Below are 25,470 nucleotides of genomic sequence, written 5' to 3'. Positions count from 1 at the left end.
ATCCTATATTCTCCCGTCAAAAAATCCCAGCGTTTGAAGGGCTGTAAGCGCATTTTTCAGATATCCTCCATCCGGCATCGGCCACTTGAACCCAAGCCTGTAAAGCGCCTTGGTGGTAAACCCGTTATCCGCATCAATATAGACCGAACTGTTATCCTTATCACTGGAAGAATAGGCAATCAACCCTGAAATCAATTCATTCTTCTCCTCATTCTCAAGGGCAGAAAGCAATGCCTCGTTAAACTCCTCATCACTCACAATCTCAACCTCAATCCCCGACCGGTTCATCTGTTCGACGACATCCGCCATCTGAATCAGATAACTGCTATAGGCATGGAACACGCTGAATTCTCCTGCTGACGAAGCCAGCCTGACAATCGCCTCCGCCGTAGAATCAATCGGGGAAAACTCCGCCGGCATATCCAGCATGGAAACCGGGAATTTTCCAAGAGCCACATACCCCCGCAGAGTACGCATGAACCCGTTGGTGACAGAATTAATCTGGAACTCTCCGTCACTGACACGGCTCATCAGATTCCCGACCCGAATCACCATACCTTTCATTCCAGCGGCGACAGCCTCAAGAACCGCCTTCTCCGCCCGGAACTTCGTATCTATATACTTATTCGTCAGACTCTGCCCGAAGAACAGCTCATCCTCATGGAGCTTCTTCTCCGCCGGGAATTTTTCCGCCACATTCTCGCCTGCAATACTCACGGTGGAAATCTGAATCAACTCTCTTCCCGTGTCCTTACACAGCCCAATCAGATTCAGAACTCCCTGATAATTCACCTGTTCCAGGGTATTATCCGCCGAAAAATGCTTCACGCACGCCGCACAGTTAATCACCAGTTCAAAATCATAGGCGCTCAATCCAATAACCGCGTCTCCGTCCGTAATATCTCCCTCAATCAGTCTGATTCTTTCACCAAACAATTCCTCGTAAGGATTGTCGAAATAGTACACCAGCATGCTCTTGAGCCGTTTTTCCAGAGAAAAAGCCTTCCCCTTTCGCATCAGGCAATAGACGACCTGATTTCCATTATCAATCAAATACTTCAGGATATGCGCTCCAAGGAAGCCGTTTGCCCCGGTCAACAGGATGTTTCCGGCTACTTGCGGACGAATCTCATCCACAAATTCCACGCGGTTTCTGCTCAAGACCTTCTCCAAAGACCCTTGTAACTCCTGTCCATCCTCCGTCGCGTCCTCATCGCCGCCCTTTCCTTCTATCTCCTGGATATGACGTTCCAGGCTAAGGGGCGTCTTATATTCAAACAAATCCCCATAGGAGATTGGCAGGCCCTCGCTCATGCATTTCATGGCCACCTTGGACGCTGACAGAGACGTACCGCCGTTCTCGAAGAAATCATCCTCAATCCCAATCTGCTCCATGCCAAGAGCCATCTCAAAAATCTCGCACAGCTTCCTCTGTAAATCTGAACGCGGCTTCACATAATTCTTTTTCTCCGCCGTATATTCCGGTTCTGGAAGGGCCCGCTTGTTCACCTTGCCATTATTGGTCAGCGGAAGCTCCGGAAGCTGCATCAGCACACTTGGCACCATATAAGGCGTCAGGTACTTCTGCATGAAACAAGTTAGATTCTGCCTGTCAATCTGGCTCTCCGCCACGAAATACCCGCATAAGAACTGAATCGAATCCTTCTCTTTCACCAGCACCACGCTGGACTTCACGGTAGGATACTGGTTCATGACATTCTCAATCTCATCCAGCTCCACGCGTAATCCCCTAAGCTTTACCTGATTGTCCATACGTCCCATGAACTCAATCTTTCCATGGTGATTCCATTTCGCCAAGTCGCCGCTTCTGTATGCATTCCTTCCCTCAAACTGGATAAACTTGTCCGCCGTCATCTCCGGCTTGCCCACATAGCCCCTGCCGACACCGTTTCCGATAATCAACAATTCCCCCGGTACACCTGCCGGCAAGAGATTCCGGTAACGGTCGATCATCACCATCTTGATATTCGCCATCGGCTTACCAATAGTAATCTTATCCCCCGTCACCTGGTCAAAGGCACAGCCGATGGTAGTCTCTGTCGGGCCATACCCATTGAACACCAAAGCCGCCGTCCCAAGAGCCTTAATCTTATCGTAAAGAGCCTCTGGAAATGCCTCTGCGCCAACGTTGAACACCTTAATCTGCGACAGCGCTTTATTCATCTCCGGCAGGTCAATAATATTTATCAAATACGAAGGCGTGCAGGTCAGCACATCCACCCTATTATCAAGAATCAGTTTCGCAAGAGCCATAGGGTTATGGATTTCCTCCTCATTTGCCATGCAGACCGTAATCCCATGGTACAGCGGGTTACATTCCTCCAGAATGGAAACGTCAAAGGTAATGGCCGCAAATGCCAGCGATACGGTGGCATTATATACATACGCCTGAGCCTCCACGTTATAAGGGTTGTCATCCACATAATTCACCAGATTCCGATGCTCAATCATGACTCCCTTTGGCTTCCCGGTAGAACCGGAAGTGTAAATACAGTAACACAGATTCTCCGGCCGAATATCCACAGCAGGGTTTCCGGTTTTTCCACCCTCGGCCAGAAGCTCCTCAATGAACAATGCTCGGACAGAAAGCTTATCCAAAAGCATCTTACGCTCTTTGGCCAGACTTTGCGGCATCAGCAGGAACTCAGCCTTGGAATCCTCCAGTATATAACTGATTCTCTCGTCAGGGTATTCCGGGTCAATGGGAAGAAATGCGCCTCCCGCCTTCATGATACCCTGTCTTGCGGCGTAGACCTCCACCGTCCTCGGCAACATAACGCCGACCATCTGCTCTACTTTAAGCCCCATATCGATCAGGCGGTTCGCAATCTTGTTGGCATTCTCGTTCAGCTCTCTAAAGGTCAGGGAGCGTCCGCAGGCAATTACAGCCGTCTTGTCAGGATACAGAGCCGCCTGCCTCTCAAACAGTACATTTGCCGTCGTCTGCTCCACAGCATAATCCGTCTCATTATATCCGTCAATCTCCCGGCGCGCCTTTCTGCCCACCATGGAGACCTCCTTCAACAGCTTCTTCTTTCGGAACTCATCCGTCACAGCGGCAAGACAGTCCATAAATCCCAGTACCGTCCGCTCCTCATACATGTCGCTTCGATACTCTGCCTGATACACAATCTGTCCATCCTCCACCAGCACGTCAACGGACAGCGGCGCCTTTGCAGTATCCAGGGAAATCTCCTGACGAACAGCCTTTTCTCCTGCAACCTCATCAAACAGGAAATTGTCTCCCTGGAAGGCAAACATGAGGTCAGCCTTGATATCGTAAGCTCTGCTGATTTCCGCAAAGGAATAGATATCCGCGTTCATACTGTTCATCAGCTGTTCCCCGGTCTCCCTCAGATAATCCCCGATTTCCTTCTCTCCATCCAGTTTACAGTACACTGGAAGCGTCTTCACCAGCATATTCATGATCGACGCCAGACGGGAGTCATTTCTTCCATTATAAATAGTAGTAAATACTGCCTCCTCCTTATACACATAGCGTCCTGCCACGAACCCAAATACCGCCGTAAACAGTGTATTCATGGTAATCTTCTGCTCATCACAGAATTTCCGCAAAGCATCCAAATCTACAGGAACCACTCTCTGACAGACGCCAAGCCCCGGGAACTCCCCCCGATGGTCTTTCGCCGGAAGGAAGTCCGTATCACAATCTTTGAATACAGCGTCATAATACTTCTTCGCAAGAAGATACTCCTCGCCGTTTCGCATCTTCTGCTCCACCAGAGCCGCCTCAAAGCCGCTGAAGGTCTCCTTCGCAAGTTTGTCTCCCTCATAAGCCCCATTCATATCCTTTAGGAAAATTCCACAGGACTCACCGTCACAAATGATATGGTGGAACTCAAGGAACAGATAATTGCCCTCTGCCGTTTCATAAATCCGTATTCTGAACAGCCGTTCTCCAAGAAGCTGATAGGGCCGTACCAGCTCCTCCTTACACAAGGTCTGACAGACTTCCACCTCAAAAGGCAGGTCGTCATTTCGTTTCTGCCAGATATCACCGTTTTCATCCATATACAGCGTCGTCTTAATATATGGATGTGCCTCCACAGCCGCCTCAAGAGCTGTTTTCAGCCGCCCAAGATTTACATTTTCCCCAAGCCGGAACAAAAACGGAATGTTATAAATGGTGCTGCCCGGATTGGCCGCACACTCAACAAAAATACCATTCTGTGTCTGGGTCAGCGGATAAACCTCCCGCTTTTCAAATTCTTCCTTCTCCCCAATTCCCGCAAGGAACCGCTCCAGCTTCTCAACCGTGTCATTCTCCTTCAAATCCTTATTACGAATCACAGCGCCGTCAAATGCGTCCGAGAGCAGAACATTCAGCTTTACAGCCCCTATCGAGGTCAGTCCTGCCTTATAAATATCTGTGGTCACGCCAAATTCCCGGTGGCCGATAACTTCCGCCACACAGTCAAAAATCCTCTGCTGTACCTCGCCTTTCGGCGGTACAAGCTCCTGTGCCGCACGCTCCGGCACAGGAAGGGCGCGCTTATTCACTTTCTGGTTCTGGTTCAGCGGAATCTTATCTATCTGCATTGTCACAGCCGGAACCATGTAGGGCGGCTTGCTCTCCTCGATAAATGCATGCAGCGCCTCCACATCCACAGTCCCCTCAGACACCACGTAAGCGGCGATATACTTCCCGCCCGACGGCTCGTCAAATGCCGCTACAGTTGCATCCGTAATTCCCGGGAATCTGCGGATGACCTCTTCTACCTCCGTAAGCTCGATGCGGAAGCCCCGCACCTTCACCTGTCCGTCGCGCCTGCCGATGAACTGAATATTCCCATCCGGCAGGAAACGCACAACATCCCCCGTATGGTAAATCCTTCCATACCCTTCAAGATTACAGAATGGATTTGCCGTATACACCTCTGCCGTCTTCTCCGGACGGTTCAGATACCCGCGGCTCACCTGATAGCCCGCAATACAAAGCTCACCTGGAACACCGACCGGAACCCGTCTTCCCATCCCGTCCAATACATAGAGCTTCACATTGGAAACGGCCTTTCCAATCGGGAACTCGTCCTCATACTCTCTAAGGGGGTAAGCGGTTACATTGACCGTACACTCCGTAGGTCCATAAATATTATAGTAGTTCGTACTGCCCTCAGGCTTAAAGGGCGCCAATCTCTCCCCGCCCATAATCAGATTCCTAAGCGCATCATTCTTCATACTGGTGGCAAACGCCCGCCCAATCTGGGTAGTCATGAATCCATGGGTAATTCCCTGCCGTTCTATATACTGATTTAAGGCCATCAGATCCAGACGGATTCCTTCTTCAATAATATGTACCTCTGCCCCCGTAATCAGCGCCGGATACATATCCATCATATTAGCGTCAAAACCATAGCTGGCATAAGCCGCCACCTTACACTCTGGCGTCACCTCATAAAACTCCCGATACCAGTGACAGAAAGCGACAATATTCCCATGCTCGAGCATACACCCCTTAGGCACGCCTGTAGATCCGGAAGTATATAAAAGAATAAACAAATCCTCCGGTTTCGGCGGTTTGGGAAGCTCCCTTGCCTCCGGCAGGCTGAATATATCCTCTGTCAGGAGAACCTTTCCTGAAAATTCCGGCACCAGTTCCAAAAGCTCCTCGTCCGCAATGAGCAGCTTTGTATCCGCATCCTTCATCATAAACGCAAGACGGTCTTTCGGATATGACGGGTCTAAAGGCTGATACGCTGCCCCGGCCTTGGAAATACCAAGGGAAGCAATCGCCATATACTCACATCTTGGAATCAACACAGACACAGCATGCTCCCGGCCAATCCCTAAGCCTGCAATATAAGCGGCAAGACGATCTGTTACCTGATCCAGTCCGGCGTAGGTATATCTCCTGTCACAGTACACCACCGCCGTACGCTCCGGCGTTTTCGCAGCCTGCTCCCGGAACATATCCACTACCGTTTTACTCCTGTCATACGCCTTTTCCGTATCATTGAAATGGTCTAACACCTGAAGTTCAAGCTCCGATGCCAGCGCAATCTGGTCAAGAGACTCACAGGAAAGCATCCCCAAAAGAACCTGACGCATCATCCCAAGAAGTCCCTTGGCAGTCTCTTCCCGGTATATATCCCTGCGGTACTCTAAAGAAATCTCATACCCTTCCTTGCTCTTCATGACCATGACAGAGATATCCGCCTGAACGTCCCCTGTAGGAATGGGACGCGCAGGATACTGCCTGCCTTCAATCGTAAGGCCGTTGAACATCTCTCCCTGGTACACAAACAAAATATCTGAAGAAATCCCATACTCCCTTGCCAGCTCTGCAAAGGAAATACAGTCATGACCCATCAGCTCATAGAACTCCTCCTGAAATTCCTTCAAATAATCGCTGACCGTCATACGCTCGTCAAAGGAATAATTGATGGGAAGCGTGCGCACGAACATACCCGTAGACTGAGCCAGATTCGCCGTATGCCTTCCATTATTGACCGTACAGAAAAAGCTCTTATTCATGCCGCTTGATTTACCCAAAGCATAGGAAAATGCACCCAGAAACAGCGTATTCTCGGATATCCCTTTCTGCCTTACAAACTGCTCTACAGCCATGCAGGAAACTTCCTCGCCGCACCCTTGTCTTACTTCGCCGCTCCTTGGACTTACCGTCTTCTTCTTGTAATCCTTGATCAGCATTTCCTCTATCTCTTCACCTGCGAACCTGCCTTGGAAATACTCCCTCGCAGCCAGGTACTCGGGCGTTTCTTTTAGAGTCTCCTCATAGACCGACAAGTCTGTCAAAGATATCTCTTCTTGCTTCGGCTCTTCTCCCTCATAGAGAAGAGAGATTTCATCCAGAAATACCGTCACCGAAGTACCGTCGAAAATCAAATGATGGACGTCAAACAGGAAATACCAGCGGCCCTTACACAGATAGAGCGCCATGCGGTAGAGAGGTTCTCCCTCCAAACGGAAGGGACGTACAAATGTCCTCTTTACCGCCTCCATATCTTCCACTTCCCACTCTTTTACATCTGCCTTCTGATATTCCGGATGCAGGCACATCACAGGCGCCCCATTGCTCAGCAGAATATTGATACCAAAGGATGCGTGGCGTGCCACTGCCTTTTGCACCGCATTCTTGAATCTCTCCAGTTGGATATTCTCCGGCAATTCACAGCACATAGGAATATTGTACATGGTGGCATCCGGGTCGTTAACGCACTCCAGATAGACGCCCATCTGGGAATCCGTCAGCGGATACTCTTTCCTCTCACAGTCTGCCTTACGAATACCTGACGTCTGCTCCACCAAAAGAAGGCCGGCAATCATCTCCGGAGTCCTTCCCCTCAGGACCATCTCCGGAGTAAGGGGTAAATCGGACAGACATTCCAATAACTGCAATACATTGATGGAATCTCCGCCAAGCCGGAAGAAATCATCCTCTCTGCCCGTCGTCCCGCAATGCAGGACTTCCTGGAAGCCTTCACAAAGCCTGCGCTCCGTATCATTTTCCGGCTCCCGGTATTCTGCCTTATATTCCCCAATCCCCGGCGGCAGTAAAACGGTACGGTCAAGCTTCCCGTTGGCGTTCTTTGGCAGCGCATCCATCCGCTTAAAGAAACGTGGAATCATATAATCCGGCAATGTACTCTTGAGGACTGTTTTGATCTGCTCTGCCGTCACATCTGATTTTGATACATAGAAACCACAGAGATAATTCTGCCCGTTCTCATCTTCAAATGCCTTCACCACTGCATTTTCTACATCCGTCACAGAAGCCATCCTAATCTCGATCTCTCCCGTCTCCACACGCTGTCCGTTGATCTTCACCATCCAATCCTTGCGGTTGACATAGACGTAATTCCCGTCTGCAAGTCTCTTGCCAAGGTCTCCGGTATGCAGGAGGATCTCCCCGTCCTCCTGTTTCTGGAACGCGTGGGCGCTCTGTTCCTCAAGATTCAAGTAAGCCTCGGCAAGGATGCCCTTGATACAGATCTCACCCGTTTCTCCCTCTGCCACTTCCTGTCCTTCTTCGTCCAGCAGGAAAAATTCTAAGCCCTCCCCTGGCTTTCCGATGGGCGTATTCTCCATAGCCTCCTCAATCTTATAGTATGACGCCATCGCAGCCGTTTCGCTGGCGCCATAGATATTATACAAGTCGTATCCGTCGCCTGACAGCATGGAGACACGTTCGCTTCCCGTACAGATCTTCTCAAGCGTCGCCGCTCTATTCTTAAAAAGCTTTAACATCTGAGGACTGATAAACGCGCAGGTAATACCGTTTTCGTCGAAATACTCCTCAATCATATGTACATCTTTGCGAGCCTCCTCCGAAACGATGTGGACGCATCCGCCGCAGCTCAATACACCATAATATTCCAGAACAAGAATCACAAAGGACATGGGCGCCATGGCTGCTAACACATCCTTTTCATGCAAATGAAAGCCATGCCTGTTCCTTACGACTCCCTGTGAGAAACTCGCCGTCGTGTGGACGATCCCCTTGGGTCTTCCGGTAGAGCCGGATGTATATATGAGCATTACCTTGCTGCCGTCCGTGCGTCTCGCAGGGACAGCCGGCTCATACTGCCCAACATCCCCAAGCCAGCTTACGTCAATCCTTGCCGCCGCCTGACAATCCTCTTGTATGTAATCAAGCCTCTCCTTCGGGTATTCCGGCACCACAGGAACGAAGGCCGCCCCTGCCATCATGACGCCAATCTCCGCCGCCACGTACTCCATCCGCCTGTCCATACAGACCATGACCGCCTGCCCGGACAGATTCCCGGACTTTCTAAGTTTCGCCGCAATCCTGCGGCTTAACACATCCAGTTCCTCATAGGTCGTACTTCGTTTCCCGCCGCGGTCAACAATCGCTGTTTTGTCTGGAAAACGACGCACGATACTCTGAAATTCATCCAAAAAATTCATAATACAGATTCCTCCTTTTCTCTACTTTTATTCCTGTTTAAGCCAGGCTTCTGCCCTTGCCTTCACATTCTCCCGTAAGTTCTCGTAATAAAAATCATAATCATGGCCATGCAGGCTCTCCGGCCCGAACAGCTCTGCCGGCGCATATCCTGCATCCTTTGCCGTACAGATGACGACGCCCCGCTCTGTATCGACCTGGGCGTCCGCAAGTCCTTTTATGATCTCATACTCACCGGTCTCCTCATTGAAGATACGGCTGCCCAGATTCTCTTCAAAACTGGCATAGGTATCATCCCGTTTCCAGTTAATGGGATTGATGCTGACCGCCTCCGGCTCCACCACAATGTTACTCTGTCCCTGATTCCCCTTCCCCTCGGTATTCCAGGACACGATGACGCCCGTATCATCGGCGCCCTCGGCAAATTTCAGATATGGATGATCCGAAAGCCAATCTTCCGTGATCGAAAATCCAATCGGATATGCCGCCACCATACGCTCATAGTATTCCGGATGTGCCTGCATGTATTCCCCAAGGACAATTTTCGTCATAATGGAGCCCTGGGAATGACCTGCAATCATAAATGGTCTGCCCTCATTATAATTTTCAAAATAGTAGTCCAGCGCAGCATAGACATCCGTGCGTTGCTCATTCTGCTGATATTCCTCTAGTTCCGTGTGGCTCATGCCAACTACCTTGTAGATATTGCTCTGTCTGTAATAAGGAGCAAATACGTTCGTCGATTCCTCGAATACCGTTGCCTGATTCTCATAGACTACTCCGGCACGCGCCCGCATGTCTTCATTGTCTATATCGCAGATTGGTTTCGCATCATCTGACTCATCCTGATAGCAGGTGGGATAGAGGTAAACTGTATCAATCTCATGGGTAATCTCAGGAATCCTCATCCAATTTTCTTCTTTCGAGTAATCCGACGGTGTCCCTGTAAGTTCTGCAATTTCAAAGCCTCCCTCTGGTTCTGTCTGTGATTCTTGTTGGCTTACTTGCTCCTGCTTCTCGGTTTCTTCCTGTTTTCCCCTATCTTCCGGCAAATCTGCCGTATTGCCGCAGGCGACGGAATTGCATACAACGGCGCCCACAGCCACCGATAATATCCACCTCCTTATGTTATTTTTCATGTTACTGATTCTCCCTTCTTGTCTTTTCCTATTCGATGTACTAGAATTGGTATTATTGGGAATACCCATAATTAGATTTACTATAACATTTCCTAAAATCTGATTCTATAAGATGGGATATTTCACATTTTTTTTGGGACAAAATTGTAGTATGAATTTCCTATGTGTGTTATAGTACAAAAGGGAGGAATTATTTATATGAAGTATATTTTAGAAAACTATTTAAAGAATCATGTAAAAGCCAAAAAATGGCTGCAATACTTTCTGGCTTCTTTACTCATCGTTGTGCTATCCGTAACCGGATGCAGTTCGATACAAGAACATACTGATGGAAATACCAGCGATACTGCTGCCAACAAGACGGTTGAGAGTGAACCGGATACGCCGACGGAAGAAGAAACATCCGAACCGGCAGAGGATGGAACATACAGCAGTAAAGAAGATGTAGCGCGGTACATCTATATTTACGGACATCTTCCGTCCAATTTTATCACAAAAAAAGAAGCCGAAGAGCTGGGCTGGGCGGGAGGCTCCTTAGAACCCTATGCACCGGGCAAATGTATTGGCGGCAGCCATTTCGGAAACTATGAAGGACTTTTGCCGGAGAAGGAAGGCCGGACATATACGGAGTGCGATATCGACACATTGGGGGCCGAAAAGCGCGGCGCGAAACGAATCGTATTTTCCAACGACGGCCTGATCTATTATACAGAAGATCATTACGAATCCTTTGAACTTTTATATGGAGAAGACTGAATATGAACATTTGTATAATAGACGGTAAGCTGATTAAGGACAGGGAAATGCTGCATAGAATCCTGGCAGAGCTTCCGGGAGTCCCGGACTGGTACGGAAGGAATCTGGACGCTCTGCATGACTGCCTCACAGATATTCAGGAAGAACTGCTGATTCGGATTCAAAACGAAAAAGACCTGACCTTGCATCTGGGGAATTATGCGGCCGCATTTCTGCATGTACTGGCTGAGTCGGCAGAGGAGAATAAGAAGATACACTATGTGGTTGAAGTAAACTAAAGACTTCCAACCATCAGGAAAGCCACAGTTAAACTGTGGCTTTCCTTCGCTCAATGCCGTCTGAAGACCGGAAAATCTCTCTATCCCAGTTCATACTTCACAACATCTATCTTTGCAATTCCATCTGCAAAAAACGAGATTCCGTCTGCCTCCTGCTCGGTATACATTGTAGCCGAAAGAACCTGCTCCCCGTCATTGACAAAGACTTCCACGCTGAAACGGTCCAGAATCATCCTCAGTTTCAATTCTCCATCCACAGGATTTACCAGGCTGCGCCTCTGATGGATAATGGCTCTTCTGGAACCGGAGAACTTCCGGTCTACCTTCAGGATCGATTCTCTCGGACGGAAACTAAGCGAAGTCCAATATCTGTCATTTTGGGCGAAACGGACGGCAAACTTCTGATACAGCTCTTCTCCGTCTGCCGGCCGGATACTAAGCTCCATATCCACTCTTCTGCCCTTCACCCCATCCAGTTCTACCAGGCTTGAAACTGCCACGTCCGTATATTCCACCTTGTTACGCCGCATTGCATCCAGTTCCCTTACCGGTTTCTGGTAGAGCCTGCCGTTTTTCAGAGACAATTCCCTTGGAAGGCTCATCTGCCCAAACCAAGGTTCTTCCGGAGAACGGATCCCGCAGGCGTCCCAGTTCTGCATCCATCCGATCATGATCCGGCGGCCATCGGGAGCTAATACTGTCTGAGTCGCATAAAAATCAATCCCGTAGTCAATAGACTGATTACACATCTCCTTGAATGTACCGGCTTCTTCATTATAATCACCGATCAGGCAGAGCGTTCCGTTCCCATTGTGGTATTCAAACCCTTCCGGGAGCATATCCTGCGGGCTTGTAAGCAGCACCCATTTCCCATCCAGTTCAAAGAAATCCGGACATTCCCACATCTTCCCGAACCGTTCATGGTTAGAAACCAGTACACTCTTGAACTTCCAATGAAATCCGTCGGCGCTGGTATACAGCAATATCTGCCCGCTGCCGTCGGCCGGACGGTTTCCCACAACACAGGCATATGTGCCGTCGGCCTGCTTCCACATCTTAGGATCGCGAAAATCATATCTGCTGCTGCCCTCCGGGATATCCTGCTCATCCAGAACCGGATTCTGCTCATATTTCTCATAATCAATCCCGTCGCCTACTGCAATGCATTGTGTCTGAACTTCCCTGTAAACATCGCGTCCCTGATGTTCCTTTAACACACCGGTATACATCAGCAGATGCCTTCCGTCCGGCAGTACCACCGCACTTCCGGAAAAGCACCCGTCCCTGTCATATGCCTCATCCGGCGCAAGGGCGCAAGGAAGATATTCCCAGCGGAGCAAGTCACTGCTGACCGCATGACCCCAATGCATAGGGCCCCATTTTGACTCATAGGGGTAATACTGATAAAACAAATGGTACTGGCCTTTATAATAGCAAAAGCCGTTAGGGTCATTCATCCAGCCTACACGTGGAGTCAGGTGGAAATCCGGACGCTCCTCTTTACTGATTAATTTTTCAGAAGCCTCTTCATATTTTCTCGCTTCACGTAATGTCTGACTTGTCATAAAAATTTCTTCCTTTCCTAAAATATATGCCCTTTATTTTGACGCGGCCGTCTGTGCATTATAAGAATCCAGATATGTCTGGAACAGCTTTAGATATTCACTCAGCCCGTATGCTTCTAAGTCTTCCAGGTATTTATCCCAATCTGCATCGGAGAACCCGTTCATGATCCAGTCTGCTTTCTTAGCATTGATAGCTTTCTGGATATCTGCCTGCAGGTTTGAGAGCTTCTCCGTATCATCCCGGCTCATGAAAATATTCGGGTATACATACTCGGTGTGCATATCAGGCGTATAAAATTCTTCGATCCAGTCCAGACGGTACTGCGCGTCGTCCGGGCATGTCACATACACGTCGTAATATTCATCCAGAATGGCAAGCGGTCCTCCCACCGCTTCTGCCTCTCTTACCTCTACCGGAGACGCGTCGCCAAGCGGCGCATGCTTTAACATATCCTCCCCGTCGGCGTTCTTCCCCATCTCAAAGATATCAAAATCGTCGTCCTCACCATAGGTTCCCCAGTTGTTCTGGGGGGACTGCATCGGCGCGTACATCTGATCCAGCCATGCACATACCAGCGCCGGATTCTCTGCAACCGAGGTTACCACACAGTCCGCGGTCAAATCCGCTGGTGAAGGAACCGTTCTGGGGCGTCAGGTTCCGGGTATCCGCAGTCAGGACCGGAAGCGGCACCCAATCCTTCAGGTTGTCAATATTGCCCACATCCCAACTGAAACATACCCCATAACGCCCGGACTTTCCCTTTGACACATAGGTAGACCATTCCTGCGTAAATGCTTCCGGGTCAATCAGCTTCTCTTCATACAGCTTATGCAGCCATTCAATTCCCTTCTTATAGCCTTCCTGGACTGCGGTACAGATTACCTCCCGGTCATCTGTAACTGCGATATGCCGGTCTTTATCCGCATCGCCGTATCCTTCTCCAAAACCATTAATCAGAATCGCCGGGTCCTGATCTCCGTTATTGACGATACAGGACATAGGGATAATGCTTCCTTCAATCCCAAATTCCTCCTGAAGTTCTTTTGCATGGTCACGGAAAGCAATCAGGACTTCCTCAAATTCCTCCACTGTCTCCGGGATCTCAAGCTTCAGGAAATCCAGCCATTTCTTATTAATAAAACTCATATTCCCTATCGTCTGTATGGCCGTCTTATTGGAACCAAGCTGCTCAATCCAGGGCAATGCCCAGATATGCCCGTTTACATCCGTACACATAGTCCGATACTCCGGATATTTGTCAAACACAGATTTCAGATTCGGCATATATGCATCAATGTATTCCTCCAGAGGAATAATTGCGCCGTATTCCCCGTATTTTAACAGATTGCTGTCCGAGAATCCCGCAGAAAAGATGAAGTCTGTCAGCTTATTGGGATCTGACATATTCAGTGAAATCTTGTCCGGCCACTGGTCGGACTGGATCGCTGTCCAGTCAATTTCCACATTCGTCTGTTCCTGCAGCCGTTTAAAAATCGTCCGGTTATTCGGCTCTGATTCTGTGCTGGGCGGATAGCTGATCATGCCTGTTAATGTTGCTTTTTCCTTCAAAGGGAACTGAAGCGTTTCCTCATCCACCGGACGGAAGGTCCCGTCATTGATCTTTCTCTTCCCTCCGCAGCCCGCAAGGGAAACTGCCATGCATACCACAAGAGCCGCCGCCGCGATCCGTCTTCCATACCTGCGTCCGAACCTGAGTCCGGATCTGTTTTCATATCTATTACTAAATCTGTTACTCATCGTCTGCCTCCTTCTTATCCTATCCCTTTACGGCGCCCGCCATGATACCGCTGTCAAAATACTTCTGGAAGAACGGGTACATGATCAGAAGCGGTAAACTGGAAATAATAATGGTTGCGTATTTCAAAAGCTCCGCCAACTGGGCGCGTGCCGCCGTACTCTGCATATCCGCGATCATGCCGGATTCCGGCTGGTTCTGGATCAGGATAGAACGCAGTACAAGCTGCAGCGGCTGTTTTGCAGAATCATTCAGGTAAATCATAGCGTCAAAGTAACTGTTCCACATGGCAACAAACTGCCACAGTACAAGCACAGCAATCACAGGAGTACAGACCGGAAGCAGGATCTTGAAGAAAAATGTCAGCTCGCTTGCTCCGTCTACATCTGCCGCCTCGCGAAGCTCCTGAGGAATCCCTCTGTAATAAGTCCTTGCAATCGTCATGTTCCACACACTGAATGCACCTGGAAGAATCACTGCCCACATGCTGTCCACAAGCCCCAGATTACTTACTACTAAGTATGTAGGAATCAGGCCGCCGCCAAAAAACATGGTAATCATAAAGATGACATTAAAGAATCCTTTCCCTCTGAAATCCGCCCTTGACAGAGGATAAGCCGCCAAAAGCGTCACCGCCACAGAGACAACCGTAAACACTACAGAATAGATGACCGCATTCTTAAATCCAATCCAGATCTGGCTGTTGGTCATGACGCGCTCATAAGCGGTCGCCGTCCATTTGCTGAAATCAAAGGTAATTCCTTTGTTCTGCAATGTAATCGGATCCATGAAGGATGCAACTATAATATAAACCATCGGCACAATAATCGCAATCACAAATAAGCCCAATAATATGTAGCCAATCGTCAGCAGCGCCTTATCCTGCCCCGAATATCTCGTAAAATTTTTCTTCTTCATCTTACCTGCACCTCCTTAGATTCCCTGTCCGTCATTCATCTTCGCTACGATTTTATTTACGACAAGGAGAAGAATGACGTTGATGACTGTGTTAAACAGGCCTACCGCAGTTGAAAAACTGTAATCGCCGTCAATCAGACCTTTTCTATATACATAGGTTGCAATGATCTCTGATGCCGGAAGGTTCAAGTCCGTCTGCAGGGCATAGGCTTTCTCGAAGCCGATACTCATGATATTTCCTGCCTGGAGAATGAACTGGATCACGACCATATCTTTGATTGCCGGCCACTCCACTGCACGTATCTGCTGCAGAATATTGGCTCCGTCCATAACCGCGGCCTCACGAAGCTCCTGGCTCGCATTGGAAAGGGACGCTGTATACATGATGGACGCCCATCCTGCGCCCTGCCAGATACCGCTGATAATATAGATAGAACGGAATGCCTCCGGCATGGTCATGAAATTAATGTCCGTTCCCAACAGCAGGTTCACAGGGCCGGTCACCGAAAGGAAAATCCGCACGATACCGCAGAGAACAATGACCGATACGAAGTTGGGAAGATAAAGCACCAGCTGTATCTTCTTCTTGATTCCTGCGCTCTGAATCCTGTTCAGCAAAAGCGCCAGTATAATCGGAACCGGGAACCCCCAAAGTAAGCTGTATACGCTCAGCTTCAGCGTATTGACCAGATATCTCATGAAATCCGGGGATGACAAGAACCTTGTAAAATGCTTAAATCCCACCCACTCACTTCCGGAAACTCCCTTAAAAGGATTGTAATCCTGGAACGCAATCAGAATCCCGCTCATAGGCGCATACTTGAAAATCAGCGTCAGCAGCAATGCCGGCATCATGAAGATTACATATAGCTGCCAATGCTGCCTGATATACACCAGGGAATTGTGAAACCCTCCGCCCTTGCTTCCTTGCCTTCCATTTGAAACAGTTTTTGAATTCGTTGTCATAACTTCCTCCTTTCTTTCAAATCCCTCCATCTTCTGAACATGTTTTCTCTCATGTCTTTTCTGGCTCTCCTTTCCTTTTGATTGTGCATTTGTAAAATTATCATTTTACATTAGCTTGAGATTTGTATAATCTATTTATATCATTTATTTTACATTTAGTCAATATTTTTTTGCTATTTGCATACTTTTATTTTTGCATTTTCACTTTTTTGTACACTCTCACCAATTTTGTATTGCATTTTGGCATAAAAAATATTTTTCAGAATTTTACATTTTTACATTTGACACATTTCAATTTGTGCATTATAATATATGCAGAAGGAAGTCAGAAGGAGGAGTTTATGAGTACCAGAGTTACAATCCAGGACATTGCCGACGAGCTTGGCATTTCCCGGAACACCGTCTCAAAGGCGATTAACAACACCGGAATCCTTGCCGACGCCACCAGGGACAGAGTATTAAAAAAAGCTATGGAGATGGGCTACAAGCAGTTTTCTTATGTGACTGCCGCAAAGTCAGGCGGCTCCGTACTCTCCATCCCTGCGCCAAAGGAGAAGACTGAGATCGCGCTATTCCTTACTAATTTTGTAGGAGGTTCCCACTTTGCGACGGTGATGCTGGATAAGTTCCAGAAAGAGCTTGCCGGACTGGGATACAGCCTCACCATGCACCGTGTGCTTACAGAAGAACAGGAAAGCTTGAAGCTTCCGGCGTCATTCTCCCTGGAGCGGACTGCCGGCATCGTCTGTGTCGAGATGTTTCATTATGAATATGATAAGATGCTCTGCCAACTCGGACTGCCGGTCTTGTTCATAGACGCGCCGGTGACATGCTTAAAAGAACCGTTGGAAGCAGACCTGTTGTGCATGGACAATCAATCGGGGATCTATCAGTTTGTCAGGGAGATGGCGGACAGAGGGAAGACGAAGATTGGATTCATCGGGGAGCATATGCACTGCCAGTCATTCTTTGAACGATATACTGCTTACCGGAATGCCATGCATCTGCTTAATCTGCCCTGCCCGGATGAGTATTGTATTACAGGAAATAAGAAGGGGGTACTCTACCCCACGGGGAACGACTATCTGGAATTTTTGTCCGAACGCCTCACGGACCTTACGCATCTGCCGGAGGTATTCATATGTGCCAATGATTTCGTCGCTCTGGATGCGCTGCAAGTTTTCAGGAAATTAGGGTATTCTGTTCCGGATGATGTATATCTGTGCGGTTTTGACGATTCGCCGGAATCAAGAATTGTTACGCCCCCGCTGACTACCATCCACATTCACAGCCAGATCATGGGATTTTCTGCCGTAAACCTGCTGATGTCCCGTATCAACGAGCCGTCCTTGAATTACCGCGTTATGCACACGGAGACAGATCTGATTTATCGGGAGTCTACAGGAGATCAATAAATTAATGCCGCCAGAATGGCGGCGGAAAGGAGCTTCATTATGAGTAATCTATTTAACCTGGACGGTCCGGTCCTTCAATTCATTAACAAAATTGTTTACAGCGTTTATCTGAACATCCTGTGGTTCATCTGCTGTATTCCCGTTGTAACAGCCGGTGCATCCACCGCCGCACTGTTCTATGTTACACTAAAGATATCCAGAAACGAAGAAGGCAATATCACAAAAGCATTCTTCCATTCCTTCAAGGCGAATCTGAGACAAGCAACAAAGATATGGCTGATTCTCCTGTCCCTTGGCATCATCCTGAGCATTGACGGTTATGTACTCTATCATATGCGGTTTGAAAATGTATTTTGGACACTCTGTACCGCAATCTTCTGCGTAGCAGCGATTGCCTATGCCATTGTCCTGATGTATATATTTCCTCTCCTTGCAAGATTCGACAATACAATTGGCGCTATGTTCAAAAACGCGCTGTTCATCGGCGTCCGTTTCCTGTTCTGCACTGTACTGATGGCCGTTATTTACTTCGTTATGCTTCTGATTGTAGTCCGTATCTTCACCCCGGCTGTCATCTTCGGGGAGGGCTTATGTGCATTGCTCTGTTCCTATCTGCTGTCTAATGTCCTAAAACTCTGTCAGGAAAAGAGTGAAGAGCATGCACCACAGCGAATCCGATAGCGAGGAGAAAGTATGAATACATGTCTGAACGACCTTCATGGGAAGAAAAAAATACAGTACATCTGGGATTATTATAAACTGCCAATTGTAATCTGCCTTATCTTCTTATACATCATTAGTTATACGATATATGGCCGCTTTTCCCAAAAAGAAACCTTGCTTTATACCGCTCTTGTGAATGTTTCAGCAAGCGAACAGCTCACGGATGAATTGAGTCTGGGTTTTCTGGATTTTCTGGATGTCAATTCTTCTAAAAAAGAGCTGAAATTATATACAGGTTTATATCTCACGGACAACCCGGATAGTCCCAACTATGAGTACACCTATGCTTCCCGCATTAAAACAGTTGCTTCCATTGATGATGAAAAACTGGATGTTGTACTCATGAATAAAGAAGCATTCGATGCATTTTCACAAAATGGGTATCTTTATAACATGGAGGAGTTACTCCGGGATACTGCTCCTGAGGCTATGACAGAGTGGGAACCCTATCTTGTGACCAAAACTGTCATCCTGGAAGACAACGCTGATGAAATAATGCTTGACAGCTCATTGTCTTATCAGGCTTTGACAGATGAATTCCCTATGGGGCTTCTTATATCACAAAAAGGGCTTTTTAAGGAGGCCGGTTTTGGTGATGATGTGTATCTTGGCGTCCTCAAAAATTCTCCGCGGGTGGATATGGCAATAGAATATATAAGCTACCTGTTTTCAGAAATATAGAAATGCGGTGATAAATCTTTCAGGGAACTTCCGATCCAGACATCCTGATTTTCAGAATAATCCTCTATCTCAATCCGAATCTTCTTTTTCTCCCCGGATACAGCTTCCCGGAAACTACCACCGCATGGCTACGGATTTTGATTTCCCCACGCTTTTCACTTTCTATGGCATTGCGGTATCTCTCCTCTTGGCTCCCTGCTTCTCTACGATAATTCTCCTTAATCTTTTTAAAACCACTTTCTCTGCGTTCCATATAATTCATTCGGCCGAAAACATCTGCGATAATCGGATTCCTCCGTCTGGAAGGCTCATGATCCGTATCAAGATCATGTACAAAATAACCGGCAAACATACCGACAGGAGAATAGCTCTACATAATTTTCTCAAATTGTGAAAGTATTGATAGCATAGAGCAAGCTACTGCAATCCATCCATAGCAGTGAGCCAACTTTAAATGACATTTTTATGGATGTTACGGGGAGGACGCTGTTATGAATTATTTGGAATAATCGTTGCAACAAAAATTGCAAGCCTTAATCAGTTTATATTGTGGACTGTGCCAATCGAAGCCGTTTGCTTTGTTCCTGCAATTTTGCATTTATTTAAAATTACTCCTGCATGGTGCGGGTATTATCCTGTCAATGTTTGTAGGGATATGGTTTCAGGGCATTCTTCGTCCACAATAGGTTTTTTAGGAGTGGTGGCAACGATGGTAATTCTATTTATTCTTTCAAGATTTTGTGTTTTGAAAATGTGGGATAGCATGGGAGGTGTAAAGCTATGAAAGCAATTAGATTCAGCACTTGTGGCTTGTGTCATGGCTGGCTGGTTAACGCCGAAATAACTATGTTGCAAAATAAAAACTATCAATGCAATATATGTAAAAGAAATGCAGGGGTTAGAGATAATCCTGTCTCAGCTCACAAGTACAAGAAGCACTGAAACATATTCGCCTCAAAGCTTTCATGTGCCTCTATTCATTTTTATCCATTTTCTGCCAGCATGACCTTACATCGTTTTTTATAGCATGCAATCCCATATTTCAGAATATTCTCTACCCCGTCGTCTTCAAGATCATCTTCATATCTGGTATACTCGATTTGTTTCAACGCCTCCTTACATGCACTCTCCAAATCTCCGTCACGGGCATATTTTACTTCTATGATGATCCCCATATCTCCGGTATCCGGTTCCGCAAGGATATCCGCATAGTCCTTTCCAATTTCCCTGTTGGAGGAAATCCCCCACCGTGTTTTCACCCCTAAAATTCCAAGCAGAACTCCATGGTAGAAATTTTCTTTCATATCTGTTCTTACGGCCGTATCACGGATACTGATGGTTTTCCTTAAATATTCTGTGAAAATTTTCTCTACATTTTCTGTATCTTCTTTCTGCAGAGCATCACAGAAACGGGTCAGCATTTCCCCATCTTCCCGAACATTCTCCTTAAAAAATTCCATGATCTGTGTCTCAAAAATATCCCGGATTTCCAAATTGGGAATTACCAGTTTCATCCGTCTCCCCTCTGCTTTTCCCCTCTTCGTCAGATACCCTGTGGTAAAGAGCAGGCTCCAAATATTGTCTATCGTCTCATAAATCTCCGGGTATGTGAGTTCCTGGTGAATTTCCTTCGTAATAACTTCACCTGCCAACAGGTTCTCAATCTCCCGTTTGGTCACAGCATTTGCCGACTCCTGAATAAACCGTTTCACTGCGTCATTGCTACTGGTATTAACCCAGTAATTCTCCGGCTGTGCATCTTTATCATCCAATAATGAATCACAGTAATTTAAAACATCCCATGGACAATATACATCTACATTGCCAAAATGATACCCATCATACCATTTCTTTGCTATATCATAACAATCCGGATACCCATAATATTCCAAGAGCCTCCTCACTTCTGTATCTGTAAATCCAAAATACTCATCAAACCGTACATCCGTAACAGAACGTACCTTTAAGTTATTGAGTCCAGTAAAAATACTTTCTTTTGAAATACGAAGGCATCCCGTCAGCACTGCAAATTTTAAACTATTGTTTGTCTTCAACGCCTCTCCGAGCAGATTCCGGATTAAAGAAATCATCTGATCATAATATCCGTTTGCATGAGCCTTTGCCAATGGAACGTCATACTCGTCAATCAATAGGATAACCTTTGTATTATAATGCTTTTCCAACATTTCTGACAACATTCTCAGACTATCGCAGAACGTAGATTCATCCATTTTACTGTCCAAAAGACGCTTATATTCCATTTTATCACTTTCACTTAATACATCACTCTCCAGAAGATACTGAACCTTTGACGCCGTTCTCCTCACTGCCCGAGCATTCAGTGAGAAAAAATGCTCCAACATACTCATATTCAACGTTTTCCCGAATCTTCTGGGACGGGTAAACAGATTTACTTCACCCCAATTATCAAGAAGTTCTTTGATGAACCCGGTTTTATCAATATAATAAAAATCTTCTGTACAAAGTTTTTCAAAATTATCAATTCCTATGGGCAGTTTCTTCTTTCTCATTTCCATTTCCACATCCCTTCTATTCACACACGCTTTTCCTGTAATAATTTATTTCCAAATACATTATAACAACTAAACCACAGCATTTCCATAAAAATTCCAATGCATAGTTTCCCTTTTTCAATCTATCTTTGCCACTTCTTCAATCTTAATAACTCTCCTCCTTCTACCTCTACTGTAATCGCCCCATTTTCCTGTGTCGAATATATCCTGCTTCCAACATCCGCAAGCCTCTTTACTGTTTCCTGGTGCGGATGCCCATACCGATTCCCCTGTCCTGCTGAAATGAATGCATACGCAGGCTGTACCTGTCGGAGAAATTCTTCGGTTGATGAGTTCTTTGAACCATGATGCGCCACCTTCAGAACCTCCCACGTACAATCCAGATAGCTTTCTTCTAACTGTTTTGTAAGCTGCATTTCTCCTTCTCCCTCTACATCCCCAGTTAAAAGCATATCAAACTCTCCGTACTGCACAGCCAACACCATAGATGCCGCATTGCCTGATTCCAGCCCTGTACTGCCTGTCTCCGGCACAGCATTCTCCTGCCGTGATTCGGCACCTTCTGATTTTATTCCCAGATTTCCCGGCTGTATACATGTGATCACCATTCCCCCTTCCCTGATACTCTGTCCCGGTTCTATCACCACTACACGGATTCCATGATTCCTTGCTTTTCCTGCCAATTCTTCTAAAGCCTCATCCCACGCCTCCTTCACCGACAAAACCAATGTCCCAATCTCCACACCGATATCCTGTCTCTCAATCAGTTCTTCTATTCCGTTCATATGATCACTGTCGCCATGGGATATCAGCACATAATCAAGCCTGCCGACTCCCTGTGACTTTAAGAATGGCTCCAGCCTGTACTGTCCCACCTTCTTCACGTCGCTGCTCCCGCCATCTACCAGATAAGTATTACCCTCTGGTCCTTTCATGAAGATTCCGTCTCCCTGCCCCACATCCAGAACCACCATTGTAAGTTTCCCTGCCTCTCCAAAACGCAGCATTAACATAATAATCGCTGCTACCCACATAGCTACCGCAACACATTTTATCCGCCTATACCCATTCAGGTTTCTTATGATGCATTCCTCTTGCGGGGCAGGCGGACTGCCGTCTAGCGAGATATGCTTAAGGGCATCCCGTAATGCACGCCCTGTGGGCGTGCGGACTCCATCCGATAATGCATACCTTGTTGGGTGGGAACCATCCGCCATCTCTCGCTCATTCACTGATACAACATGTCTAAACAGGCTCAATCCAAAAAGCAAAATCCCATAATACACCCCGATCTGCCATATCTCAGGCCTTCCAATCACAAGCCTTGCTCCCGGCAGACCAAGTGTTATCTCACAACTTATCTTATAAATCCACAAGATTTTACTGCATATCCAAAACAATAATGCAGATACAGGAGCAAGCCACATCGTAAACAGGCTTCCTGTCATTCCCAGAAATAACAGTACTGACATCAACGGGATTACAAAGAAATTTAGAATAAAAGAATAAAGCGGAAATTCAAAGAAATAATAAAGCAAAATCGGAAGGATGACCAGGTTGATACCGACACTGGCCGTCAATCCCTGCAAAATCACCTGCCGTACATGCTCCCAGCCCCCCATCAAATACGTAGAAAGAAAACAATCTTCCCTGTTCTGTCTCGGTGAACTCTGCGTCTCTCCCCTTCTATTACCTGTCACTCCCACCAAACCACTATATGAAACATCTGTGCTACGTGATGCATATACAGATAGAGCTTCTTGTACACTCACCTTTGTCTTCATTTTCATCTTCTGCCCGTTACTGTGCAATGTACGTGTGCATATGCCTTCCTGCACCACCGGCACCACCGCCAGAATCGCAAGCACCGCACCAAAAGACAGCCAGAACCCTCCGTCATACAGACTCAGCGGCCGCCACAACAGCACCATAACCGCCGCCACAGAAAGCGCCGTCGGCGCATCGTAATGCCGCCCCGTCATATCCGCTCCCACACGAAACAAAAACATCGTAAGCGCCCGCACCGCAGACACAGTACACCCAATCATCAGAATATAGAACATCAGAAACAATATTCCAAATGCCCCGCCAACCGGATAAGACCCCGTAATCCTCCGCAAAACCTTATACATCCCAACCCCAATAAAGGACAGATGCAGCCCCGAGATCGCCAATATATGCCCAATCCCATTCACCTGATAAAGCGTCCTAAGCTCCTGGTCCATCTCCCTCTTCTCCCCCAACAACATCGCCGAAAGAGTCGCCCCGTCCTCCTCGCCAAGCTCATCCAATAAGGCTTCCTTCCACATTCTCCGAAAATCCGCAAGCCGTTCTCTCCATTTCCACACGCCTCTATCCATGACACGCGCCTCCTTTGCCCACACTTGGCAATGGATATCTTGTATCTGGTAAAAACGTTTCTGGTCGAAATTCCCCGGATTTCTCGCTTTTTGAAAATAAGAAACCTTCCCCTCGGCTCTTATAATATTTCCCATATTAACCTGCAAATCGGAATTTATATAGATAATGATTCTTGACTCCTGAAATATTTTCTTATGATACTGAATAGAATTGTCTTTTAGATACAACACCTGACTATCTGCCTTAGGCTCCACCCGATACACCCGCCCTTGAACCATAACCGTCTCTTTTTGCGGCACGGCCGCCTCAAGCGGGGAGGGACGAAGCTCCTGAATTAGCCTGTCCTCACCCTTCAACACGGCTGCAGCAATTATCGTCAACGCTATCAGGCACACGGTTAATAGCCGCCTATTTTTCATTTCATCCAGGCACACAGATATGATTTGCCTGTCTTTCATTCCCCACTCTCCTCCACAAGATTCTGATCCCTCGAAAGAGGTTTACTTAAATCAATTACGCCCATATATTTAATATTAGACTCTCCGTTCACTGAAATCTGCACCTGACTGGACGCCCCGCCGTCCACAATCGAATTCACGATTGCATAGACGGCGACGCCTGGATCTGCCACACAGGGATTACTCAGAAAACCTTCATCCAGATTCACATAACAAACCGTATCCTTGACAGATACCCCGATTACCTTCGTCTCCGGAGGAATTACAGGGCAAAGTCCGTTGATAGAAGGACCCTTAATCAACTGTTCCACAATCAGCCTCTCTATCGACATATTACTATTATAGCGAACGCTGACCTCCTCTGAAATCAACCGGTTCCCGTTTTCATTTGCAAAATACAGCTTTAATTTTTTTGGCTCGTATAGATGCAGAGAAGACCCCTTATATTGCAGAAAATCCTCTGCGCCCATATACCCGATTGCATTCCCCATACTGTCGGTCAGCGGCTCGTCCTCAATAAAAAAGTCGATATATTCAATCCCTTTTAACTGCGATAAGGTAAGCACCACCGCTGCTCTCAGCAGCACTTCCTCCTCCGGTTTCATTCTTCCGTATCCATTGCTGAAATGAATATCCAGAATCTCATCCGTCAAGACCCACTCCCTGATATAAACTCCTACAGGAAAAACGCTTTTACTCTCAATGGATTCTGGCTCCTTACGCATCTCATGGAGCATATCTTCAATCACGTTTTCCTCTGTGGTATTCTTCATCGTATATCCTGCTTTGACTAAAGATGTGCCTTCCATATTCATATAATATACAAAGGCGCCGCCTTTCCCCGGTTCTTTTCCAGATTCCTTGATAAGGCTGCACCCAGCCAGAAAAAGAATCGCTGCTATCAGGCACATACCTAAGAACATCCCGTAATTCATGCCCCTGCGGGGCGGGTGGACTTCGTCCATTAAGGTATTTTTTGTTTCCATACTG

14 protein-coding genes and 2 pseudogenes are annotated in these 25,470 nt (G+C 47.1%); 6 read left to right on the top strand and 10 right to left on the bottom strand.

The window, feature by feature from the left end:
* Positions 1-3: 3 nt before the first annotated feature.
* A complete protein-coding gene (locus AC6I3O_RS08255; RefSeq protein ID WP_497850466.1) occupies positions 4-8,931 on the bottom strand; it encodes an amino acid adenylation domain-containing protein in 8,928 nt (2,975 codons plus the stop codon).
* A gap of 27 nt (positions 8,932-8,958) precedes the next feature.
* Entirely contained in the window at positions 8,959-10,068 is a 1,110-nt protein-coding gene (locus tag AC6I3O_RS08250) for a DUF3089 domain-containing protein (RefSeq protein WP_497850465.1), read from the bottom strand.
* A 198-nt stretch (positions 10,069-10,266) separates the two neighbouring features.
* On the opposite strand from AC6I3O_RS08250, the gene AC6I3O_RS08245 reads away from it, so the two are divergent.
* Together AC6I3O_RS08245 and AC6I3O_RS08240 are read left to right on the top strand one after the other, a co-directional pair.
* Entirely contained in the window at positions 10,267-10,824 is a 558-nt protein-coding gene (locus tag AC6I3O_RS08245; protein ID WP_497850464.1) for a ribonuclease domain-containing protein, read from the top strand.
* A 2-nt stretch (positions 10,825-10,826) separates the two neighbouring features.
* Positions 10,827-11,102, top strand: coding sequence for a barstar family protein (locus tag AC6I3O_RS08240; protein WP_497850463.1), 276 nt, complete (start codon positions 10,827-10,829; stop codon positions 11,100-11,102).
* An 80-nt stretch (positions 11,103-11,182) separates the two neighbouring features.
* On the opposite strand, the gene AC6I3O_RS08235 is transcribed toward AC6I3O_RS08240, so the two are convergent.
* From AC6I3O_RS08235 to AC6I3O_RS08220, 4 genes and pseudogenes are all read right to left on the bottom strand, one after another.
* Positions 11,183-12,667 carry a glycoside hydrolase family 32 protein gene (locus AC6I3O_RS08235; protein ID WP_497850462.1) on the bottom strand — a complete coding sequence of 495 codons (1,485 nt, stop codon included), beginning with the start codon at positions 12,665-12,667 and terminating at the stop codon, positions 11,183-11,185.
* A 33-nt stretch (positions 12,668-12,700) separates the two neighbouring features.
* Positions 12,701-14,327, bottom strand: a pseudogene (locus tag AC6I3O_RS08230) (extracellular solute-binding protein).
* A 118-nt stretch (positions 14,328-14,445) separates the two neighbouring features.
* Complete coding sequence (locus tag AC6I3O_RS08225; protein WP_497850461.1) at positions 14,446-15,342, bottom strand: carbohydrate ABC transporter permease; 897 nt, start codon at positions 15,340-15,342, stop codon at positions 14,446-14,448.
* A gap of 15 nt (positions 15,343-15,357) precedes the next feature.
* Positions 15,358-16,308 carry an ABC transporter permease gene (locus tag AC6I3O_RS08220; protein ID WP_497850460.1) on the bottom strand — a complete coding sequence of 317 codons (951 nt, stop codon included), beginning with the start codon at positions 16,306-16,308 and terminating at the stop codon, positions 15,358-15,360.
* A gap of 341 nt (positions 16,309-16,649) precedes the next feature.
* Here AC6I3O_RS08220 and AC6I3O_RS08215 point away from each other — a divergent pair, with 341 nt between their 5' ends.
* The 3 genes from AC6I3O_RS08215 to AC6I3O_RS08205 are packed head-to-tail and all read left to right on the top strand — an operon-like array spanning position 16,650 to position 19,127.
* Positions 16,650-17,723, top strand: coding sequence for a LacI family DNA-binding transcriptional regulator (locus AC6I3O_RS08215; protein WP_497850459.1), 1,074 nt, complete (start codon positions 16,650-16,652; stop codon positions 17,721-17,723).
* Between the two features lie 39 nt (positions 17,724-17,762).
* Positions 17,763-18,404, top strand: a complete 642-nt coding sequence (locus tag AC6I3O_RS08210; RefSeq protein ID WP_497850458.1) for a YesL family protein — start codon at positions 17,763-17,765, stop codon at positions 18,402-18,404.
* Positions 18,405-18,416: 12 nt separating this feature from the next.
* A complete protein-coding gene (locus tag AC6I3O_RS08205; RefSeq protein WP_497850457.1) occupies positions 18,417-19,127 on the top strand; it encodes a hypothetical protein in 711 nt (236 codons plus the stop codon).
* 64 nt (positions 19,128-19,191) lie between these two features.
* Here AC6I3O_RS08205 and AC6I3O_RS08200 read toward each other — a convergent pair.
* A pseudogene (locus tag AC6I3O_RS08200) lies at positions 19,192-19,482 on the bottom strand (DUF5720 family protein); the annotation flags it as partial.
* A 99-nt stretch (positions 19,483-19,581) separates the two neighbouring features.
* Here AC6I3O_RS08200 and AC6I3O_RS08195 point away from each other — a divergent pair.
* Positions 19,582-19,911, top strand: a complete 330-nt coding sequence (locus tag AC6I3O_RS08195) for a hypothetical protein (RefSeq protein WP_497850456.1) — start codon at positions 19,582-19,584, stop codon at positions 19,909-19,911.
* Positions 19,912-20,110: 199 nt separating this feature from the next.
* Here AC6I3O_RS08195 and AC6I3O_RS08190 read toward each other — a convergent pair whose 3' ends face one another.
* From AC6I3O_RS08190 to AC6I3O_RS08180, 3 genes are all read right to left on the bottom strand, one after another.
* The gene (locus AC6I3O_RS08190) at positions 20,111-21,664 is read right to left on the bottom strand and encodes an AAA family ATPase (protein WP_497850455.1); all 1,554 of its coding nucleotides are present in this window, start codon (positions 21,662-21,664) and stop codon (positions 20,111-20,113) included.
* A gap of 119 nt (positions 21,665-21,783) precedes the next feature.
* Positions 21,784-24,480, bottom strand: coding sequence for a ComEC/Rec2 family competence protein (locus tag AC6I3O_RS08185; protein ID WP_497850454.1), 2,697 nt, complete (start codon positions 24,478-24,480; stop codon positions 21,784-21,786).
* Complete coding sequence (locus AC6I3O_RS08180; protein WP_497850453.1) at positions 24,477-25,466, bottom strand: GerMN domain-containing protein; 990 nt, start codon at positions 25,464-25,466, stop codon at positions 24,477-24,479. The genes AC6I3O_RS08185 and AC6I3O_RS08180 overlap by 4 nt, the downstream gene beginning before the upstream one ends.
* Positions 25,467-25,470 lie beyond the last annotated feature (4 nt).

Source organism: Sporofaciens sp. St.21A7, assembly GCF_059728535.1.
Note: the sequence above shows the minus strand (reverse complement) of the source record. Positions and strands in the feature narration are given on the sequence as shown.

What these genes read in the sequence shown, in the direction of transcription:
- AC6I3O_RS08235 (WP_497850462.1), bottom strand. Translation starts at nt 12,667, where the DNA reads ATGACAAGTCAGACATTACGTGAAGCGAGAAAATATGAAGAGGCTTCT.
- AC6I3O_RS08245 (WP_497850464.1), top strand. Translation starts at nt 10,267, where the DNA reads ATGAAGTATATTTTAGAAAACTATTTAAAGAATCATGTAAAAGCCAAA.
- AC6I3O_RS08220 (WP_497850460.1), bottom strand. Translation starts at nt 16,308, where the DNA reads ATGACAACGAATTCAAAAACTGTTTCAAATGGAAGGCAAGGAAGCAAG.
- AC6I3O_RS08240 (WP_497850463.1), top strand. Translation starts at nt 10,827, where the DNA reads ATGAACATTTGTATAATAGACGGTAAGCTGATTAAGGACAGGGAAATG.
- AC6I3O_RS08190 (WP_497850455.1), bottom strand. Translation starts at nt 21,664, where the DNA reads ATGGAAATGAGAAAGAAGAAACTGCCCATAGGAATTGATAATTTTGAA.
- AC6I3O_RS08185 (WP_497850454.1), bottom strand. Translation starts at nt 24,480, where the DNA reads ATGAAAGACAGGCAAATCATATCTGTGTGCCTGGATGAAATGAAAAAT.
- AC6I3O_RS08195 (WP_497850456.1), top strand. Translation starts at nt 19,582, where the DNA reads ATGACATTTTTATGGATGTTACGGGGAGGACGCTGTTATGAATTATTT.
- AC6I3O_RS08255 (WP_497850466.1), bottom strand. Translation starts at nt 8,931, where the DNA reads ATGAATTTTTTGGATGAATTTCAGAGTATCGTGCGTCGTTTTCCAGAC.
- AC6I3O_RS08225 (WP_497850461.1), bottom strand. Translation starts at nt 15,342, where the DNA reads ATGAAGAAGAAAAATTTTACGAGATATTCGGGGCAGGATAAGGCGCTG.
- AC6I3O_RS08250 (WP_497850465.1), bottom strand. Translation starts at nt 10,068, where the DNA reads ATGAAAAATAACATAAGGAGGTGGATATTATCGGTGGCTGTGGGCGCC.
- AC6I3O_RS08210 (WP_497850458.1), top strand. Translation starts at nt 17,763, where the DNA reads ATGAGTAATCTATTTAACCTGGACGGTCCGGTCCTTCAATTCATTAAC.
- AC6I3O_RS08180 (WP_497850453.1), bottom strand. Translation starts at nt 25,466, where the DNA reads ATGGAAACAAAAAATACCTTAATGGACGAAGTCCACCCGCCCCGCAGG.
- AC6I3O_RS08215 (WP_497850459.1), top strand. Translation starts at nt 16,650, where the DNA reads ATGAGTACCAGAGTTACAATCCAGGACATTGCCGACGAGCTTGGCATT.
- AC6I3O_RS08205 (WP_497850457.1), top strand. Translation starts at nt 18,417, where the DNA reads ATGAATACATGTCTGAACGACCTTCATGGGAAGAAAAAAATACAGTAC.